Annotated in this window: 15 protein-coding genes; 6 read left to right on the top strand and 9 right to left on the bottom strand. The window is 73.2% G+C overall.

The genetic code is table 11. The features are described 5' to 3' along the window. Nucleotides 1–34: 34 nt before the first annotated feature. The 8 genes from ABH937_RS09085 to ABH937_RS09120 form a co-directional block, all read right to left on the bottom strand. Complete coding sequence (locus ABH937_RS09085) at nucleotides 35–1,489, bottom strand: NAD(P)/FAD-dependent oxidoreductase (RefSeq protein WP_280690239.1); 1,455 nt, start codon at nucleotides 1,487–1,489, stop codon at nucleotides 35–37. Beyond that, entirely contained in the window at nucleotides 1,482–2,516 is a 1,035-nt protein-coding gene (locus tag ABH937_RS09090) for a phosphotransferase (RefSeq protein ID WP_280690238.1), read from the bottom strand. The genes ABH937_RS09085 and ABH937_RS09090 overlap by 8 nt, the downstream gene beginning before the upstream one ends. Then, nucleotides 2,513–3,796 (bottom strand): hypothetical protein, encoded by a 1,284-nt coding sequence (locus ABH937_RS09095; protein WP_370217825.1) that lies wholly within the window; start codon nucleotides 3,794–3,796, stop codon nucleotides 2,513–2,515. The genes ABH937_RS09090 and ABH937_RS09095 overlap by 4 nt, the downstream gene beginning before the upstream one ends. Then, nucleotides 3,781–4,821, bottom strand: coding sequence for a transketolase family protein (locus tag ABH937_RS09100; RefSeq protein ID WP_370217826.1), 1,041 nt, complete (start codon nucleotides 4,819–4,821; stop codon nucleotides 3,781–3,783). Before ABH937_RS09100 ends, ABH937_RS09095 begins: the two co-directional genes overlap by 16 nt. Beyond that, a complete protein-coding gene (locus ABH937_RS09105; RefSeq protein ID WP_280690235.1) occupies nucleotides 4,814–5,683 on the bottom strand; it encodes a transketolase in 870 nt (289 codons plus the stop codon). Before ABH937_RS09105 ends, ABH937_RS09100 begins: the two co-directional genes overlap by 8 nt. After that, nucleotides 5,680–6,417 carry a class I SAM-dependent methyltransferase gene (locus ABH937_RS09110; RefSeq protein ID WP_280690234.1) on the bottom strand — a complete coding sequence of 246 codons (738 nt, stop codon included), beginning with the start codon at nucleotides 6,415–6,417 and terminating at the stop codon, nucleotides 5,680–5,682. Before ABH937_RS09110 ends, ABH937_RS09105 begins: the two co-directional genes overlap by 4 nt. 551 nt (nucleotides 6,418–6,968) lie before the next feature. Next, a complete protein-coding gene (locus ABH937_RS09115) occupies nucleotides 6,969–9,380 on the bottom strand; it encodes a hypothetical protein (protein WP_370217827.1) in 2,412 nt (803 codons plus the stop codon). A gap of 6 nt (nucleotides 9,381–9,386) precedes the next feature. Next, the gene (locus ABH937_RS09120; RefSeq protein WP_370217829.1) at nucleotides 9,387–10,493 is read right to left on the bottom strand and encodes a hypothetical protein; all 1,107 of its coding nucleotides are present in this window, start codon (nucleotides 10,491–10,493) and stop codon (nucleotides 9,387–9,389) included. Between the two features lie 231 nt (nucleotides 10,494–10,724). Here ABH937_RS09120 and ABH937_RS09125 point away from each other — a divergent pair, with 231 nt between their 5' ends. Next, nucleotides 10,725–11,657, top strand: a complete 933-nt coding sequence (locus ABH937_RS09125; protein WP_370217830.1) for an LLM class F420-dependent oxidoreductase — start codon at nucleotides 10,725–10,727, stop codon at nucleotides 11,655–11,657. 17 nt (nucleotides 11,658–11,674) lie between these two features. Continuing rightward, a complete protein-coding gene (locus ABH937_RS09130) occupies nucleotides 11,675–12,454 on the top strand; it encodes a class I SAM-dependent methyltransferase (RefSeq protein WP_370217831.1) in 780 nt (259 codons plus the stop codon). Between the two features lie 257 nt (nucleotides 12,455–12,711). Here the strand turns inward: ABH937_RS09130 and ABH937_RS09135 are convergent, their stop codons facing one another. Then, complete coding sequence (locus ABH937_RS09135; protein ID WP_280690229.1) at nucleotides 12,712–13,755, bottom strand: Gfo/Idh/MocA family oxidoreductase; 1,044 nt, start codon at nucleotides 13,753–13,755, stop codon at nucleotides 12,712–12,714. 160 nt (nucleotides 13,756–13,915) lie between these two features. On the opposite strand from ABH937_RS09135, the gene ABH937_RS09140 reads away from it, so the two are divergent. From ABH937_RS09140 to ABH937_RS09155, 4 genes are all read left to right on the top strand, one after another. Continuing rightward, complete coding sequence (locus ABH937_RS09140) at nucleotides 13,916–15,019, top strand: hypothetical protein (RefSeq protein ID WP_280690228.1); 1,104 nt, start codon at nucleotides 13,916–13,918, stop codon at nucleotides 15,017–15,019. 298 nt (nucleotides 15,020–15,317) lie between these two features. Next, complete coding sequence (locus ABH937_RS09145; protein WP_280690227.1) at nucleotides 15,318–16,622, top strand: DUF455 family protein; 1,305 nt, start codon at nucleotides 15,318–15,320, stop codon at nucleotides 16,620–16,622. Next, on the top strand, nucleotides 16,619–17,989 hold the full coding sequence (locus ABH937_RS09150; RefSeq protein WP_370217833.1) for a hypothetical protein: 1,371 nt from the start codon (nucleotides 16,619–16,621) through the stop codon (nucleotides 17,987–17,989). Before ABH937_RS09145 ends, ABH937_RS09150 begins: the two co-directional genes overlap by 4 nt. Further along, entirely contained in the window at nucleotides 17,977–19,047 is a 1,071-nt protein-coding gene (locus ABH937_RS09155; RefSeq protein ID WP_370217835.1) for an ABC transporter ATP-binding protein, read from the top strand. Before ABH937_RS09150 ends, ABH937_RS09155 begins: the two co-directional genes overlap by 13 nt. Nucleotides 19,048–19,060 lie beyond the last annotated feature (13 nt).

Raw genomic sequence — 19,060 nt, forward strand, 5'->3', positions numbered from 1 at the left:
CGGTCGGCCGTAGGACCTCGTTCGGGTGAGCAGGTCAGCCGTGCAGGATCGTCTGGGCGGCGGCCAGGCCGGTGGCGGCCCCGTAGGTGACGCCGATGATCTTCGAGGAGCAGTCGCCCACGAAGAAGAGGCCCGGCGCGCTGGACTCCATGCCGTCGGACAGCTCGATCGCGGGGAAGACGCGCTCCACCACGGGCGCCGCCACCACGGCCTGAGGCCCGCCGATCCCGGGGGCCAGCTCTTCGAGGCGCTCGACCATGCCGGCGATGTCGGCCACCCGGCGCGGCCCGAGCGCCTCGCGCAGGTCCACCCAGGCCGCGTGGACCAGGCTGGTCTTCGCGTCGCCCTCGCCCTCGCGCCCGAGCAGTTCGGCCGCCCGCTGCACCACGGGCCTACCGTTGCCGAGCGCGGTGATCCGGCGGGCGAAGCCCAACGCGTACTCGGTTCCGTCCAGGCCGGCCGGAACGTCGACGGTGGTGATGATCCCGAAGTTGGTCCGCTCGGTGGGTGTGGTGAGGCAGTGCTGACCGTCCAGCACCACGGCGTCCATGAAGGCGTACTGCATCAGCCGGCCGCCCTCGCAGACGCAGAACGTCCGGACCGACTCGCCCTGCTCGTTGAGGTAGGCGAGCTTGGGGTTGTGGCACGAGGCGGTCAGCGGGGCCGCGATGTCCCGGGGCGCCTCCAGCCGCACGCCCAGGTCGACCCGCAGCGGTGCGCTGTGCGCGACCTCGGCCTCGGTGAGCAGCCTGCGGACCCAGCCGAGGCCGAGCTTGCCGACCGCCACCACCACCGCGCGGGCCCGCAGCACCCCGCCGAACTCGGCCGGCACCTCGACCCGCCACAGCCCGTCGGCCTCGCGGGTCACCCGCCCGGCCGGACAGCCGAGCAGCAGTCGCAGGCCTTGTGCACAAGCCTCGTCGGTCAGCGCGTCGACCACGGTGAGGGCCTCGTCCACGGTGATCGCCTGCGACACCGCGTCGTCGACCAGGGCGAAACCGCCGGCGCCGGCCAGCGTGCTCGCGGCGGGGCGCTCGCCCTGCGCCGGGGGCAGGCCGAAGCGGTACATCGAGGCGTACACCTCCTCGACCGAGCGGGCCGCCCGGTCGAAGTCGCCCAGGGCGCGCTCCAGTCCGCTGTAGGTGCGGAAGCCGCCCTGCCCGTCCCGCTCGATCTTGGAGCGGGACAGCCCGTTCACGTAGCCGAGGTTGATGTCGAAGTGGAAGGCGGCACCGCCGAGTCCGGTCAGGCAGGTGCAGCGGTTGCACTGGAGTCGGAACTTCTCCGCGGCGCGGACGGTACGGCCGTTCATCCGGGCGCTGACCCGGGGGCAGAGGCTGTCGCGCATCGTGCCGCCGGCCTCCAGCAGCGCCACCTTGGCCCCGCCGACCGCCAGCCGCCAGGCGGAGAACAGCCCCGCCGGGCCGGCGCCGATCACGATCGCGTCCAGCGGCTCGGTCTGCGGTGCCGGCGCCACCCAGTCAGTCATCGTCGCCTCCGTGCCAGAGTGTGCGCTCCTGCTCGAAACGGGCCGCGAAGGGGCCGTAGAAGAGGTGGGCGGTGGGTCGGTGCTGCTTCTCGATGCGGTGGATCATCCACTGGCAGAAGAGCGGGAGCAGCTGGACGATGTCGTCCACCCGCTGCCCGGTGAGCCGCGCGTAGCGGCGCAGGGCCGAGGTGGCCGCCGCCCGGAACGCGTTCTCCCGGTGGAAGACCTGGTCGAAGAGCCAGTCGAAGCCGTGCTCCGGATACTCGGGGAAGGCGGCCAGGGCGGCGGTGACCACCACGTTGAGCACGTCCAGCGCCGGCAGGCCGGCCGGCTGGTAGTCCTCCCAGTCGATGGCCGCGAGCCGCCCGTCCTGGTCCACCTGGAGGTTCCACGGGCCGAAGTCGCCGTGCACCGGCCCGACCAGGGCCCGGTCCAGCGCGGCGGCCGTGGCGTCGGCCGGCCGGGGGAGGTCCGGCAGGAAGGCGGTCAGCACCGACAACGGGGTCGGCTTCGCCAGGGCTGGGCCGCTCAGGTGCAGTCGAGCTGCCAACTCCACTGCCTCCAGCAGGAGTCGCGCCCAGCCGGCGGGTCCGGTGGTGGCCATCGCGGTGGGCAGGTCCCGGTCCGGGACATAGCTCATGACGAAGCCGCCGTGGCAGGTGCGGATCGGACGCGGGAGCGGGACGACCGGCTCGCGCAGCGAGTTGAGGATCCGCCACTCGCCGGCCACCATCCGGTCGTCCGGGTCGAGCGCGATCTTGGCGACGTACCGCGGCACGCCGTCCACCGAGGAGCCGACGAACAGCCGCTGGCACGCCTTACGGGCGCTGCGCGGCACCCAGGAGCGGAACCCCAGCCGCTCCGGCGCCACCCCGTCCAGCTCCCGGTGGACCTCGGTCAGCGTCTCGGTCGCCAGCGCCAGGAGCGTCTCGCGGTCGGTCGGCGTCTCGGTCTCGCGCTCGGTCTCGCGCTCGGTCTCGCGCTCGGTCTCGGTCGGGTGCTCGCTCTGGCGGTCGATGACGGTCACCGGGGCTCGCCGATCAGCCGATCGGAGCGCAACGAGTCGAAGGTCTCGGTCACCAGGGTGCCGAAGGACGGCCCGTGCAGCAGCGTCCGCAGCTCGGCCACGCCGTCCTGGCGCTCCTGCGGCCCGACCGCGAGGTACTGCTCGATCCGCTCGTTCATCCCGGTGCGGAAGCGCGCGTAGCCCTCCTCGGAGGCCAGCACCGTGCCGACCTGGTCGACGATCGCGGCGGTTCCCTCGAAGTCGTCGGCCGGGACGCGGTAGTCCTCGATCAGGCCGGAGAAGCGGGCGCCCAGCCGGTTGAACAGGGTGTCGCCCAGCTGTTCCAGATTGACGATGTGGCCGTAGTGCTGCTCCGGCAGCGCCATCGGCAACTGGCCCAGCTGGAGCGACTCGTGAATGGCCGTCAGGCCTGGTGTCAGCATGTAGTGGCGGGTGCCGGAGACCTCCTGGAGGAACTCCGGCTGCGGCATGCACTGGAACTCGGCCCGCCGGCCCGCCACCTCGACCTGGTGTTCGCGGCCCGCACCGAAGGCGCCGCCGCAGACCGCCACCCGCTCGAACTGTGGCCAGTCGGCCAGCAGATCGGGCACCCAGCGGACGAACAGCCGCAGGTAGTCGTTGTGGTGGTCGTAGTCCAGCAGGAAGTTCTTGAAGCCGCCCAGATTGATCACCAGGTCGTAGCGGGACGGCCGGCCCTTGACCACGCCGTGCAGCGTGCCCTCGTCGATGATCGCGCCGCTCAGCCGCATCTGCCGCACGCCCAGCCGGCGGATCTCGGTCGCCCGGGCCGGCACGCCGGGGAAGTTCTGCACCACCGAGGCATCGGCCAGCAGATGTGCGGCGTAGATCCGCTCGTGCGGGGAGAGGCCGGCGAAGTGGGCGTCCAGCGACTCGTAGGAGTCGCGCGGGGCGCTCGCGCAGAGTTCGGCGACCCGCGTGGGCTCCGGAACCTTCCAGAAGCCGAAGAGACTGTCCACCATCAGCACCGGGCGCCCGGCCACCACGGCCCGGAACACCAGCTCGGCGCCCATCACCGAGACGATGTAGTCGCTCTCGCCGAGCAGTTGCTCGAAGCCGCCGAGCAGCGGACCGTCGCCGATCTCGGCGCTCTCCGGGATCTCGATGATCTCGTCGAACGCGTCCGCGTTGCGTCGGGCGAAGTCCGCCGCGACGGTCGTCCCGAGGAAGGTCCGCTGGTGCTCGGAGAGCAGTCGGGAGATCGCGGTGAGTTTGGAGATCGGCCCAAAGCCGCAGCTCTGGGCGCCTAGGACGAAGCGCATGCAGTCACTCCAGGTTCGGAAGCGGGCGCGAGCAGGGCGCACGAGATGGCGTGGGAGTCGATGCCGTAGAAGCGGAAGAGTTCACCCCGGTCGGCCACCGGGGCCCGGCGCCCGTCCACCGCCAGCGGGACGAAGCGGCCGTGCCACCAGCCGGCCAGCGCGAGCGCCGTCCCGGAGGCCAGGCCGCCCGCCGCGAGGTGCTCCTCGACGGTGACCACCACCCGGGCGGTGCGCGCCGCGGCCGCGACCGCGGCGCTCGGGAAGGGCGCGACACAGGTCAGCGCCAGGACCTGGACCGGCAGGCCGGTGGCCCGCACCCGCTCGGCCGCGCGCAGCGCCTGCGGCACGGTCGCCCCGGTCGCCACCACGAGCGCACCGCCGGGCTCGCCGAACGCGCGAGGCCGGTCGACCGAGAACTCCTGGTCGGCGGTGAAGACGACCTCGTCCTCCCGCGCGCCCAACCGGACGTACGCCGGCCCCGGCCAGGCCACCGCCTCGCGCAGCGCCCAGGCGGCATCGTGCACGTCCACCGGGCAGAACACCCGGGTGCCGGGCATCGCGGCCAACGCGGCCAGGTCCTCGGTGACATGGTGGGTGGCGCCGAGCGTGCCGTAGCCGAGGCCGCCGCCGATCCCCACCAGGGTCACGTCCAGGCCCGGTTGGCAGACGTCGAGCCGGATCTGCTCGGCGGCCCGGCGGACCAGGAACGGGGCCATGGTGCCGACCACTACCCGCCGTCCGGTGCGGGCGATCCCGGCGGCCACGCCCACCAGGTTGGCCTCGGCGATGCCCACGTCGACGAACCGCTCCGGGTGGGCGCGCAGGAACCGCATGGCCAGCGCGTGGCCGTCCGCCGCCAGCACCATCAAGTCCTCGAAGCGGTCACCGAGTTCGGCCAGCACCTCGGCGCAGGCCGGGCGCATCGCCTGGAACCGCGGTGCGGCGCGATCGGGTTCGGCCGTTTCCAGGTCGGTGGCCGCCTGGCGGGTTGCCGCCGCGTGGGCAGGCGAGACCAGGTCAGTCATCGGAACCGCTGTCGGCCGTGGCGCCGACGGCTGCCAGCGCCGTGGCCAACTGCTCGGTGGAGAGCCGGCCGACATGCCATTCGGCACGGTGTTCCATGAACGGCACACCCTTTCCCTTGATCGTGTGGCAGAGAATCACCGAGGGCCGGTGCCGCTGAGCCCTCGCGTCGGCCAGTGCGGCCGCCAGGGCCAGGTGGTCATGGCCGTCCACCTCGGCCGTGTGCCAGCCGAAGGCCCGCCACTTGGCCTCCAGCGGCGACAGGTCCAGCACCTCGGCCGTCCGGCCCTCCTGCTGCATGCCGTTGGCGTCCACCAGGGCGACCAGCCGGTCGAGCCGCCGATGGGCCGCGAACATCACCGCCTCCCAGACCGAGCCTTCGTTCAACTCGCCGTCGCCCAGCACCACATGGACGACGCCCTGGTGCCCGTCCAGCCGCCCGGCCTCGGCCAGGCCGGCCGCCACGGACAGGCCGTGGCCGAGCGAGCCGGTGGACACCTCCACGCCGGCGGTCTCCTCGTGCGGATGTCCGGCCAGCGGTCCGTCGTGGCGGTCGAGGTCGAGCACCCCCCGCTCGGCCAGCACGGCGTACAGGGCCCACACCGCGTGCCCCTTGCTGAGGATCAGCCGGTCCCGGGCCGGATCATCCGGGAACGAGGGGCCGAGCCCCATCGCCGCGCAGACGGTGACGAGGATGTCGGCCACCGAGAGGGAGGGGCCCAGATGGACCGGCTGGTCGACGGCGAAGCGCAGGATCCGGCGTCGTACGGCCGCCGCCACCGCTGGGGTTCCGGTCCGGTCGCCCTGGTGGCGACCGGAGCCGAGGGGCCGGTCGGCGTGGACGACCGGAGCGGAACCGCTCACTGCTCGGGGCGCTGGTAGACCGAGACGTGCAGGCCGGACTGGGCGGTGAACGGCTCGCGCGTCCAGCTGCCGAAGCGGTCGACCTTGCGCAGGCCGGCGAGCTGGGCCATCAGGTCCATCTCGGACGGCCAGATGTAGCGCAGGAACGCCGGGTAGAGCTCGACGCCGCCGTTCTTCAAGTGGATGTGCTGCTCGAGGATCCGCTGGGTCGACGGGTCGTGCTTGTCGGCCTCGATGAGCACGTGGTCCAGGCCCAGATCCAGCACGTGTGCCCGGGAGTTGCGCTGGAACCGGGTCGGGTCGGGCATGAAGGCCTCGACCACGAAGTAGCCGCCGGGGCGCAGCGCCGCCGCCGCGCTGCGGAAGCAGGAGAGCTGCTGCTCCTGGGTCTGCAGCGCGTAGATGGTGTTGAGCACCAGGAACGCGAGCGAGTAGTCGGGCTCGGCCTCGAACGAGGAGATGTCCGCCAGGGTGACCTGGATGTCGGCGCCGCCGGGCTTCTGCCGCATCTTGTCGATCATGTCCTGCGAGCTGTCCAGGCCGTGGATCTCGACCCCCCGCTCCGCCAGCGGGATGGCCAGCCGTCCGGTGCCGATGGCCAGCTCCAGGGCCGGACCGTCGCCGGCCAGCTTGTGCAGGAAGTCGACCGCGTCGTCCGGAGCCGGCCAGGGCAGTCCGTCGTAGATCCCGCTCCAGCGCGTGCCGTAGGTCAGCGCATCCCAGTCGGTGTTCACGTTCGCGAGGTCTCCTCTTGGCTCAGGCATGACGATTCGTTTCGGGGGACCCGGGACGAATCACTTGGTGGGGACCGGCTGGGTGTAGTTGTCGCCCCAGCTGGTGTCGGACTGAACGATGACCGTTGCCGCGGTGGCAATCGGACGGTGTGTCACCGAGGGGGCCGCGACGGCTGCCGCGGTACCCAGAATCAGACCCGCAACCGCGACCGCAGAGAAAATCGCCTTAGAAAACATGTGGGTTCCAATTGCTGCTGTGCGAAAGGGATTAGGTGGCCAGATCGGCGTCCGCCGGTTTTCGGCGGGTCAACCTTGAATAGGAATCTAGGCAGTACCTGCGGCGAAATCCACAGGGCAGCGGCGGGGAGAGGATGACAGACGCAAAAAGCGCAGGGCAGCAAATCGGGTTTCCCGCGCAAAACGGGCATAGTGCTGTCGGGAGGCCGTTGAAACGCCCCGATCGGCCCCGAACAAGCGCGATCGCCCGGCCGGGCAGGCCGCTCCGCGGGACCTGGCCACCGGCCGGGCGATCGTGGTCGGACGGGCCCGGCTCAGCCGCCTTCCGGGTCTGCGGGATCGCCGCCCGCAGCCGCTCGCCGCACCGCTCCCAGCCCCGCCGCCGCGCCGGTCGCCCGGGCGCAGGCGTCGTCCACCTCGTGCCGGGCCGGCGTGTGGCGCTCGCTGCCCAGGCTCAGCCGCACGGTGAGAGCTCGCAGCCCGGCGGGCAGTTGCGGCCCCCGGTAGACGCTGCGCACCTCCAGCCCGCGCAGCAGCGGCCCGGTCGCCGCCTGGACGGCCGCCAGCACCGCCGCCACCGCGAGGTCTCCCGGCAGCAGGAAGGTCAGGTCCTGCTCGACGGCGGGGAACCGCGGGGGCGGGGTGACCAGCGGCGGCCGCTCGGGGGCGGCGAGCAGCGCGTCGAGGTCGAGTTCGGCGGCGGCGAAGGAGCGGCCGGCCCCCGCCGCGGCCCGGGCGACCCGCGGATGCAGCACCCCGATCCGGCCCACCGCGGCGTCGTCCACCAGCACGAGGGCGCCACTGCCGGGCTGGAAGCCGGCGAAGTCGGCGGCGGCCAGCGTGAACCCGGTGAGCCCGGCTGCCCGCACCGCGGCCCGCAGTGCCCCGGCGACCTCGCGGACGGCCTGCTGGTTCAGCTCCGCCCGATCACTCGCGGTCGCCTCGACCCGGCCGAGGAGCACCGCCAGCCGACTGGCCTCGGGCCGATCGGTCTGCTCGGGCAGCACCACCGTCCCGGCCTCGAAGAGCGCGCAGCCGCGGGCCAGGCGCAGATTCGCGGTGGCGGCGGCGAGCAGCCCGGGCAGCAGGCTGCGGCGGACCTCCAGCAGCGCCTGCGGCGCCTGGCCCGGCTGGCCGGGGCCGAGCACCGGCAGCAGTCGTCCGTACCAGTGCGGCGCGTCCGTGCGCAGCTCCTCGGGCACCGTGCCGTCCCGCACCGCGGGTGAGACCACCTCGTGGAAGCCCTGGCGGGCCACCGCGTCCCGAGCGGCCTCCCGGCGCACCCTGGTGCGATCGCGGCGTGGGGCCACCGGATCGCTGGGGACCGTGTCGGGCAGCGCGCGGTACCCGTGCAGCCGGGCCAGCTCGGTGGCCAGCTCGGCGGGGCCGGACAGGTCGGGCCGGAACGGCGGCACGGCGACCAGCAGCCGCCGCTCGCCGACCTCCCGGGCGGTCGCGCCGATCCGCAGCAGCAGCGACCGGCACTCGGCGCGACTGAGCGACGCCCCGAGCATCCCGGTCAGCTCCTCGACGTCCAGCAGGAGCTCCCGGCGCTCGATCTCGGGCCCCTCGGCCTGCGCCACGGCCGGCCGGCCGACCTGCGGCGCGGCCTCGCGCAGCAGCGCCACGACCCGCGCCACCGCCAGCGAGGTCGGTGCGGCCCCACCGAGCGCCAGGCCGGCCGGCCCGACGGCGACGATCAACAGGCCGGCCGGCGCGTCCCTGTGCCCGGGCCCCGCGCCGCTGTCGATCCGCACGCCCAGCCGCTCGGGCCAGGGCACCGGCAGCTCGCCCGGCAGCGCGGCGGCCGCGTCGTCGGCCGGCCCGCCCACGGTCACCGCGGTCACCGAGCCCCCCGCGGCCACCGGGTGGGCGCGCAGCCGCACGCCGTACTCGTACTGCGCGATCCGCAGCGCGCTGCGCAGCCCGGGGAACCCCTCGGCCGGCTCGGCGGGCGCGATCCCGGCCAGCGCGAGCCGCCCGTCGTACCCGGCCAGGCGCAGGTCGGCCGGCAGGCCGGCCAGCAGCGCGGCCGCCGCCTGCAGGCCGGGCTCGGCCACCGTCAGCGGCAGTGCCGGCCCTGGCACCGGCCGGTCGCAGTGGCAGGGTTCGGAGCGCGCGAGCCGAGCGCCCTCCGGCAGGTCGAATCCCGCCCGGGCCGAGATCTCGACAGCCAGGCCCCACAGACCGCGGCAGTGGCCCAACTCGGCGGGCACCTTGACGTGCAGGATCTCCTCGCGGCGCCCGTCCGGCAGCAGTGGGTGGACCGGCTCGCCCAGAGCCGCGTCCGCCGGCAGCGGGCACGGCTCGTCGTCGCCGCCGTCCAGGCCGAGCTCGGCCCGGCCGCAGAGCCGCCCGCCGGGCGCGCCGCGCCGGGCGGCGGCCACCTTGCGCACACCGTGCAGCACGTCCGGCGCCGCGGCGCCGACGGGAGCGAGCAGCCGCGCGCCCGCCAGCGCGACCGCCACCACGTCGCCGGGCGCGGGGCGGCGGGCCAGCGTGCCGGGCAGCTCGACGACCTGCGGCTCGGGCACCGCCACGGTCAGCTGCCGGCCCGTGCCGTCGGGGTCCGCCAGCACCCGGGCCGCCACCACCCGGGGGTGCAGCAGGCCCAGCGGTTCCACGGCGGTGACGGTCACGCCGGCCTCGCCGAGCAGGTCGTCGACGGTGCGCGCGGACAGCTCACGGCCGAGGAAGGCGGTGAGCCAGGACAGGGGGATTCTCACGAGCAGTCACCTCGGGGCGAACTGGACGAACTGGGTGAGGACGCGCAGGTCGTTCTGCAGGAAGTGCCGGATGTCGCGCAGGCCGTGCCGCAGCGCCAGCACCCGCTCCAGGGAGATCGCCAGGGCCAGGCCCCGGGTCCGCTGCGGGTCGCAGCCGATCCGTAGGATCTCGGGGACCAGCAGGCCGCCGCCCATGATCTCCAGCCGCCCGCTGCCCCGGCACAGCTCGCAGCCCGCCGTGCCGCACGGGCGGCAGTCGACGTCCACGGCCACGCCCGGCGTGGCGTAGGGGAACGAGCGGAACCGGAACCGGGGGGCGAAGCCCGGGCCCATCACGTCCTCGACGAAGCCCAGGGTCAGGCCCTTCAGGTCGCTCAGCCGGATCCGTGGCCCCAGCGCCACCACCTCGAACTGGTGGAACTGGGTGTGGGTGCGCGGCGTCGGCACGCCGTTGCGGAAGCACGGCCCGGTCACCACGAAGCGCATCGGCTGCCGCGGCCGCTCGCGTTCGAGCACACCGGCCTGGGAGGCGGTGGTGTGGCTGCGCAGCAGCGTGTCGGCCGTGAGGTAGAAGCTGCGGTCCAGGCCCCTGGTCGGATGGTCGGCGGGGACGCCGAGGATGTCGAAGCTGTGCGCCACCGTCTCCACCCAGGGCGAGTCGAGGTGCGCGAAGCCCAGCTCGCCGAAGTGCCGCAGGCACTCCCGGGTGAGCAGGGTGATCGGGTGCAGCCCGCCGAGGTCCCGCTCCGCCGGCGGCACGGTCGGGTCCAGCCGCTCCTGCGCGAACCGGGCCTCGGCAGCGGATCCAGCCAGTTCGGCGGCGGCCAGGGTCAGCCGCTGCTGCGCGTCGGCGAGCGCCTTGCCCAGCTCGGCCCGCCGCTCCCGGGGCAGCTCGCCGAGCCGGGCACGGCAGCGGGCGAGCGGGGCGCGGCGGCCCAGGTGGGCGCGTTCCCAGTCGGCGAGTTCGTCGGGGGTCGGAGTGAGCCGGCGCAGGGCGTCCAGCGCCGCGTCCCGCAACGCGTGCACGGCCGGCAGGTCCGGTGGCGCGTCGTCGCGCGCCGCCGGGTCGGCAACGGTGGCCCCGGCGTACGGGGGATCGGCGGACGACGACAACGGACGGTCCTTTCTGAAAACCTGCGCGACTCGGTCCGGCTCGTCATGGCGGCGCGGTCACCGTGAAACGAGCCGCCCGATACCGCCGGTAATCCTGGAACAGCACCCTGCGGACGGCAAGGGACTCAGCCGGTTAATGGCTGCTTTGTCCGGTTCCTCCGGGGTGGCCAATTATTCCGTGGCAGCCGTCGCCGCTGTTCTTCGCACGGTCCGGCGGTCCACTATGGCGGAATGCAGCTCCGCATCTTCATTGAGCCCCAGCAGGGTGCTTCCTACGCGGCCCAACTGGCCGTTGCCAGAATCTCCGAGGATCTGGGTTTCGAGGGATTCTTCCGGTCCGACCACTATCTGAGCATGGGCGCGGTGAGCGGCCTGCCGGGGCCCACCGACTCCTGGCTCACGCTGGCCGCCATCGCCCGGGAGACCTCCTCGATCCGGATCGGCACGCTGATGTCCGCAGCCACCCTGCGGCCGCCCGGCGTGCTCGCCCTGCAGGTGGCGCAGGTGGACGAGATGTCCGGCGGCCGGGTCGAGCTGGGCCTGGGCACCGGTTGGTACGAGGCGGAGCACCGGGCCGTCGGCCTGCCCTTCCCGGCCCGCCGGTTCGACATCCTGGAGGAGCAGCTGCGGATCATCACCGGGCTGTGGACCACCCCGGCCGGTGAACTCTTCGACTTCGCCGGCGAGCACCACACCCTGAGCGGGAACCCCGCGCTGCCCCGCCCCGTCCAGCGCCCCCACCCGCCGCTGCTGGTCGGCGGAAAGGGCCCGCGCCGCACCCCGGCGCTCGCCGCCCGCTACGCCGACGAGTACAACATCGGCTTCGTCCGGGCCGAGGAGGCCCGCCTGCAGTACCAGCGGACCAGGGCCGCGTGCGAGGCCATCGGCCGCGACCCCGAGGAGCTCTGCTACTCCGTCGCGCTGCCGGTCTGCGCCGCGACCACCGAGGCACAGCTGGCCGACCGCGCCGACCGCCTCGGGCGCGGGGTGGCCGAGTTGCGCGCCACCGGGCTGGCCGGGTCGCCGGCGGAGCTCGTCGACCGGATCGGCGAGTACGCGCGGGCCGGCGCGCAGCGGCTCTACCTGCAGCTCCTGGACCTGGAGGACTGGGACCAGCTGGAACTGTTGGCCCATCATGTGATGCCCCAGGTGTCCGCCGAGTGAAGGAGCGCCAGAGAACCATGACGATCGACACCAGCGACCACTACAACGTGGCCGGCCAGGAGGACGGGCGGCTGTCCAGGACGCCGCACGGCCGGCTGGAGTTCCTGCGCACCCAGGAGCTGCTGCGCCGGGTGCTGCCGCCCGCGCCCGCCCGGGTGCTCGACGTGGGCGGCGGGACCGGCGCGCACGCGCGCTGGCTCGTGGCGGACGGCTACCAGGTGCGGCTGGTCGACCCGGTGCCGGCGCACGTGGACGCAGCCGCGCTGATCCCCGGGGTGGCGGCGGAGGTCGGGGACGCCCGGGAGTTGACCGCGCCGGACCACAGCGCCGACGTGGTGCTGATGCTCGGGCCGCTCTACCACCTGGTGCACGCCGCCGACCGGCAGCGGGCACTGGCCGAGGCTCGCCGGGTGCTGCGGCCCGGCGGGTTGCTGGCCGCCGCCGGCACCAGCCGCTACATCACGCTGCTGGAGGCCGGCAGCGGCGGACGGTTGGACCGGGAGATCGCCGAGCGGGTGGCCCGGACCCTGCGGACCGGCGAGTACGACGGCCATCTCGGCTTCGTCCAGGCCCACTTCCACACCGCCGAGGAACTGCGCGAGGAACTGCGCGAGGCGGGGCTGTCGGAGATCTCGGTCCTCGGTGTCGAGGGACCGGTCTGGTCGGCCCTGGACATGGCCGGAAACGATGCGTTCGACGCGCATGTCGAGGCGGCGCTGCACAGCGCCCGGCTGGTGGAGACCGACCCGCTGCTGGTCAACGCCAGTGCGCACCTGCTGGGCATCGCCCGCGGCTGAGCCCGCGGGCCCGTTGCTCGAACCTCGCCCATCCGGGCGGTCCGAGCAACGGGCCCGCCCGGCGCGTCGGTGACCGGTCAGGGCTTAGGGCCTGTACGGCGGATCTTTCCGGGCCCGCGACGCCGGGCATCCCGGCTGGACGCACGCCCGAATCGCCCAAGTACGTCCAGTACGAGGACGACTCGGGCGCACGCCCAGCCGGGCGCCCAACGCCGCGGGCTCATCCGAAAAGATCCGCCGTACAGGCCCTAGCGGCCCTACCGCACGGCCGCCGCCGACGCGGCCGCGTGCTCGTACAGGCCAAGCACGGCGTCCAGCGTCCCGATCGCGTCCCGCGCGGTGGACAGCATCGGGCGGCCGCTGGTCACGCTCTGGCAGAAGTCGGCGATCTGCCGGCGGTGCGAGATGCCGTAGTAGTCGATGCCCGGCGGCTCGGCGACCGCGGTGCGGGCCTGCTCGGCGCTCACCCGGCGGTACAGCTCCGCCGAGCCCGACCAGTGGTGCAGGGTGCCGGGGTGGTCCAGGTCGAAGGTGACCGAGCCGAGCGCGCCGACCACCTCGAGCCGGGTGCGCCAGTCCACGCTGCTCGCCACGGTCACGTTCATGGTGACCGGTACGCCGTCGGCGGTCAGCAGCGCGCTCAGCGTCTCCTCGGTCTCGATGACGTCGGCCAGCACCTTGGTGCTGGTCACGGCGGCGCGCACGGCCAGGTCGCCGCAGATCCAGCGGACCGTGTCCAGGCAGTGGTAGCCCTGGTTGATCAGCGCCGAGCCGCCCTCGCCGTCGAGCGTCCCGCGCCAGTAGCTGTCCGCGTAGTAGCTCTCCGGGCGGCTGCTCTGCAGGCTCACCGCGACGTAGAGGAGGTCGCCCAGCAGCCCCTCGCGCACCCAGCCGCGCACGGCCGACACCAGCGGGTCGTAGCGGTGCTGGGCCACCACGGACAGCACCCGGCCGTTCGCGGCCGCGCAGTCCACCATCCGCTGGGCGTCCGCCGGCTGAGTGGCCATCGGCTTCTCCACCAGCACGTGCTTTCCGGCCTCCAGGAACGCGATGGCCAGTTCGGCGTGCTGCCGGTGGTCCACCGTGATGGAGGCGCTGGTCAGCGCCGGGTCGTCGAGCAACTCGTGCCAGGCGGCCGACCAGCGCGGTATGCCGTGCTCGGCGGCGAAGGCGGTGGCGGTCGGCTGGTCGCGGTCGCAGGCCCACGCGACGGTCCAGTCCGGCAGCGACCGGAAACCGTCGACGTGGTTGGGAGCCACGCGGCCGCAGCCGACGATCGCATGGGAGCGGGGAATCGCCACTGTCGAATCACTCCTTCGGGAGGCGGATGCCGTCGGCAACTGGCTGACGAGCACTGGTCATATTCCGTTACTGCCTTGTTAGGATCGCGAGCGAGTCGACGGCCATGCGGGCGGTCTGGACTCGTGCGACCATCCACGGCCCGCGGCAGGTGAGGGCGATATGACCAGCCTCGATTTCGGCGGGCCGTCGGATCTGGACGAGCTCCACGCGGTTGTCTACCAACACGTGATGGAGACACGGGAGTTGGACGTCGCCAGCTTGACGGCCGCACTGGGGTGCGGCAAGGAACAGGTCGAGCAGGCCCGGGACACCCTCGTCGAGCTGCAGTTGATCGTCCTCAGCTCACCGGAGGACGGGCGGTGGACGGTGGTCAGCCCCGATGTCGCCAAGGCCCGCGTCGTCGATCCACTGGAGAACAAGATACGACACCAGGCGGCGCTGGCCGAGCGGATGCGCCAACAAATCCACGCGCTCGTCCCGGTCCACGATGCCTATCGCCGCAAGGAGTCCCGGGGCCAGGCGATTGACATCGTGTCAGACCTGACCGTGGTGAATCTATTGCTGAACGCCGAGAGTGACAAGTGTGCCCGGGAGGTCCTCACCCTCCAGCCCGGCGGCGGGCGTTCGCCGGAGCGGCTGGCCCTGGCGCTGGAACGGGACCGGGCGATGCTGGCGCGCGGCGTGCGGATCCGGACGGTGTATCAGCACGCGGCCCGCTACGACCTGCCCACCCAGGGGTACGTGGAGACGCTGACCCGGGCCGGTGGAGAGTTCCGCAGCGTGGACGAGGTGCCCGACCGGCTGGTCATCTTCGACCGGAGCACCTGCTTCGTGCCGATCCGGCCGCTGTGCGAGCGCGGCGAGCTCAGCGCGGACGACCCGGGGCGCGGCGAGGCCGCCGCGATCATCCGGGACCCGCAGGTCACGGCGTTCATGGTTCGGCTCTTCAGCGTGCTCTGGGACCAGGCCCAACCGTTCGACCCGACCTTCCCGCAGCCGAAGTTCATCACCGACCACCAGCGCCGGATGATCCTGCGGCTGATGGCCACGGGCGCCAAGGACGAGGTGGTGGCCCGGCGACTCGGCATGTCGGTCCGCACCTGCCGGCGCCACATCTCCGACCTGACCCAGGCGCTGGGAGCGGAGAGCCGCTTCCAGGCCGGCGTGATCGCCGCCCGCCTGGGCCTGCTGGCGGCCCCGGAGGAGACCGGCCCGGAGGAGGGCGGACCGAAAGCGACCGGCCTGTCGACGGCCGGCGCATAGGTTGACGCCGGGATTCGCGCTGGATGCCCGATTTGCGGGCCTGAGCGCTTGCTGTCTGTCAGGATCTTCGGGACCCGGTCCAGCGGTCGCGGTCGGCTCGGCGCTATAGCCTCCGGGTATCGGTGCTGTCGGGAACCGCCCACTCCCGTGCAGCGCATCCGTCGTTTCGGCTCGAAAATCCCTGGTGCACCGTTGTCGGATTCACGGGCCGTCGCGCGCCGCCTGCTCCCGCCCTCTGCCGGGAGCGGCCCCGACGGCAGCGGCCGAAGACCAGTGCACACGAGCGGCAAGGAATCCTGTGAACTCCGACGCCATACCTGTGACCCCCGCCATCGACTCCCTCGTCATCGGCGAACTCGCCGACTTCGAACTGCGGCTGTACCACGGCGCCCTGCTGGCCGGCCGGCTGCTGGCGGCCTTCGCGCCGCGCCTGGGGGACATCCCGCCCCGGGCCGCCTTGGTCAGTGCCGTCAACAGCCTGATCGGCCAGGCCGAGCTGCTGCACACGCGGATCGGTGAACTCCGGGTCCCGAAGGAGAAGTTGGGCCGTCCCTCGGTGGTGGCCGTCGAGCAGGCGGCCGTTCTGGCCCGGGCCGACGACCCGCAGCGGGCGCTGGCCTGGGGACAGGCGCTGCTCCAGGCGCTGGCCCACCTGCACGCCGCGGCCCGGGACAGCTGCACGGCCGAGACCACCTACCACGACCGGCGGTTGCACGAGCGCTGCCGGGTGCTGGCCCAGGACGGACTGGCCCGCTTCGCCGAACTCGACCTGCCGGCGGTCGACCTGGGCGACTACCTGAGCGCCCCGCACCAGGCCGGCGCCTCGGTCACCCCCACCGGCACCGTCGAACTCCCGCTGGTGGCCTGCCCGGCGCGCGCCTACCCGGCCTGGGCGCCCCGAGTGCCCGCGATCGGCGGCCAGATGCCCGACCCCGACCCGTCCAAGCTGGACGACGAAACGGTCGTCTACCTGCTGCGCAAGGGCGTCCAGATCGAGTTCATCGCCACCGACGTCCCGCTGCGCAGCATGGCGGACTTCGCCGACCTGCCGCTCGGCTTCTACACGGACATGAACCGGCACGCCCACGACGAGATGCGCCACACCCACCTGCTGTTCAGCGAGTTGACCGCGATGGGCGTGGACTACAAGCAGTTCCCCTACCGCGACCCGGACCTCTACGCGGCGATGGCAGGACAGCCGCTGGACCACCGCATGATCGTGCTGAGCCGCACCGGTGAGGACGCCGCCATCGAGGTGTTCGGCAACGCCGTGCCCAAGCTGCGCGCGGCCGGCTACGAGTCGGTCGCGATCATGTTCGACCACGTGCTCGCCGACGAACTCCGGCACGTCACCTATGCCAACCGCTGGCTCGGCCACCTGTACGGCGGCGACGACCTGGCGGTGGAAGAGGCCACCGAGCGCTGCCTGATCCGGCACAACGAGATCGTGGACGAGATCGGTCTGGGCGACTACGCCAAGCGGGAGCCGGACCACATGGCCTTCCGCGGCCGGGGCCGGCCCAACCTGGAGCTGCGCGCGATGGCCGGCTTCTCCGAGCGGGACCTGCAGCGCCTGAGTGCCGCCTCCGGCGGTGGCGAGTGACCGCGACAACCGCGCAGGCCAAGCCGCACGCCAAGTCGGTCTTCCGCAACCACCTGCTGGGCCGGACCCTGGACAACGCCCGGACGGTGCCGTTCTACCGGGAGCACTGGAAGGGCGTGGACCTCGCCGCGGTCCGTACCGTCGCCGAGCTGCCGGTCCTGCCGACCATCACCAAGGCGGCCCTGCGCGAGAGCGATCTGCCCGCCCTGCGCGATGACCTGACGATCAGTCAGGTCGCTCACTCGACCGGCACGACAGGCCGACCCTTCATCCGCTACCGCTCGGTCGAGGAACTCAAGGCGCTCTCCGAGTACTCGGACGCCGTGCGGGCGGCCACCGCGCAGAAGAGCGCTGTGCCGCAACGGCGTTCGATCATGTTCTCGGCCATGCCGATGGCGATCCACGGCAGCGTCGCCGCCACCACCATCACCGACCTGCGGCTGGCCATCGACGCGTTCTCGGACCGCGGCCTGGAGCGCGCGGTCACCACCCTCACCCGGGACGGCCTGCTGCCGGACCAGGACCGGTTCGAACGTCGGATCTGCGGCAACCCCGCCGCGCTGCTGCTGATCACCGACGCCCTGCTGGCCGCCGGGATCGACCCGGCGGAGCTCGGCATCCAGCGCCTGGTGAGCCTGAGCGACGTGTTGCCGCCCGGTCAGCGTCGCACCCTCGTCCAGGCCTGGGGCGGGGCGGAGTTGCGCGACCGGTTCAGCCTCTCCGAGGTCATCGGCGGGTCCACCCGCTGCGCCTCCTGCGAGGCCTTCCACTTCGACCCCACCGTGGTGCCCGAGGTGCTGCGGCTGGACCGGGACGAGCCGGTGGCGGGCGGCATCGGCGAACTCGCACTCACCGAGCTGTTCCCGTTCTCGCAGATCCAGCCGATGATCCGGTACCGCACCGGCGACCTGGTCCAGCTGGTGGAGAGCGACTGCGAGCCGGGCGAGGTCTCGATCCGGCTGCTCGGGCGGATCCCGTTCACCCCGTTCGTCGAATCCGCCGGGCAGCTCGAGTCGGCCGGGCGGCGGCGTCCGGTCCTCTCGCCCTTCCTGCTGGCCGAGGCGCTGGAGCGGCTGCCGGAGGTGGCGCTGGGCGACCTGCGCCCGGCCTCCGCGCGCGGCCCGCTGCGCCAGGGCAAGCCGCTGGCGCGCCTGGAGTGGACGCCCGAGGGGGCCGGCGGCCGGCTCGCGCTGCAGGTCGGTACCGCCTTCGATCCGCGCTTCTTCGCCGCCGAGGCCGCGGAGCTCGGCAAGCGGCTGAGCGCGCTGCTGGAGCAGTCGGTGCTGCCCGGGGTCGAGCGGGCCGAGCTGTCCTTCGCGGTCAGCACGCACCGGGCCCAGGAGGTCGTGCCGCAGTGGATCGAGTAGCCACCGTGACGGGCGCGCGGCCGCGGCCCGGCGACCACGCGGGGGGCACCGCCGGGACGCCGAGGTCGGCCCGCGCCGTCGAGGTGGTCGGGCTGCGCCGGGACTACCAGCGCGACGGTCGCACCGCCACCGCGCTGGACGCCGTGGACCTGCACGTCGACTACGGGGAGGTACTGGGGGTCCTCGGGGTCAACGGTGCCGGCAAGACCACGTTGATCAAGATCCTGGCCACCCTGCTGACCCCCACGGCGGGCCACGCGAGCGTGGCGGGCCTGGACGTGGTGCGCGACCGCAAGGCGGTCCGCCGGCAGGTCTCGCTGGTGCTCGGCGGCGACCGCGGCCTGTATCCGCGGCTCTCCGCCCGGGACAACCTCGCCTTCTTCGGCCTGCTGGCCGGCCTGCGGACCCGTGAACTGCGCTCGCGTTCCGAGGAGTTGCTCGGCCAGGTGGGCCTGCTGCAGGCGGCTGACCAGCGGGTGGAGACCTTCTCCAAGGGCATGCGCCAGCGGCTGCACATCGCGATCGGCCTGGTCTCCCGGCCCCGGGTGCTGCTGCTGGACGAGCCCACCCTGGGCCTGGACCCGGAGGAGGCCGAGCGGTTCCGGCGCAACGTCAGGGAGCTCTGCGGTGAGGGCATCGCGGTGATCCTGACCAGCCACTACCTGCTGGACATCGATCGGATGGCCGACCGGGTGGTGATGCTGAACGACGGCCGGATCAGCCACACGCTGACCATCGAGGAGTTCCGCGCCTCGGCGGACACCGTCGCCACCGTGGCGGTCCGCGGCAGCGGCGTGCGCCCCGAGTTCCGGCTTCCGGCCGCCCTGGCGGTCGACTGGTCGCAGCAGGAGTCGCGTCACGGGGCGCGGCAGGACTCGCGGCAGGACTCGCGTCAAGAGTCGCAGGAAGAGGAGCGCTGGTCGGTGGAGATCACCCTGCCGGACTGGAACCCGGCGCACCTGGCGGCCATCGGCGGGGCGCTGGAGGGTGCCCGGGTGACGGACTTCCAGGTGCTGCCGGTGGCGCTGGACGACGTGTTCTCAAGGATGCTGCGATGAACGGGAGGCCGCT

The sequence above is a fragment of the Kitasatospora sp. GAS1066B genome (genome assembly GCF_041262605.1).
Lineage (GTDB): Bacteria > Actinomycetota > Actinomycetes > Streptomycetales > Streptomycetaceae > Kitasatospora.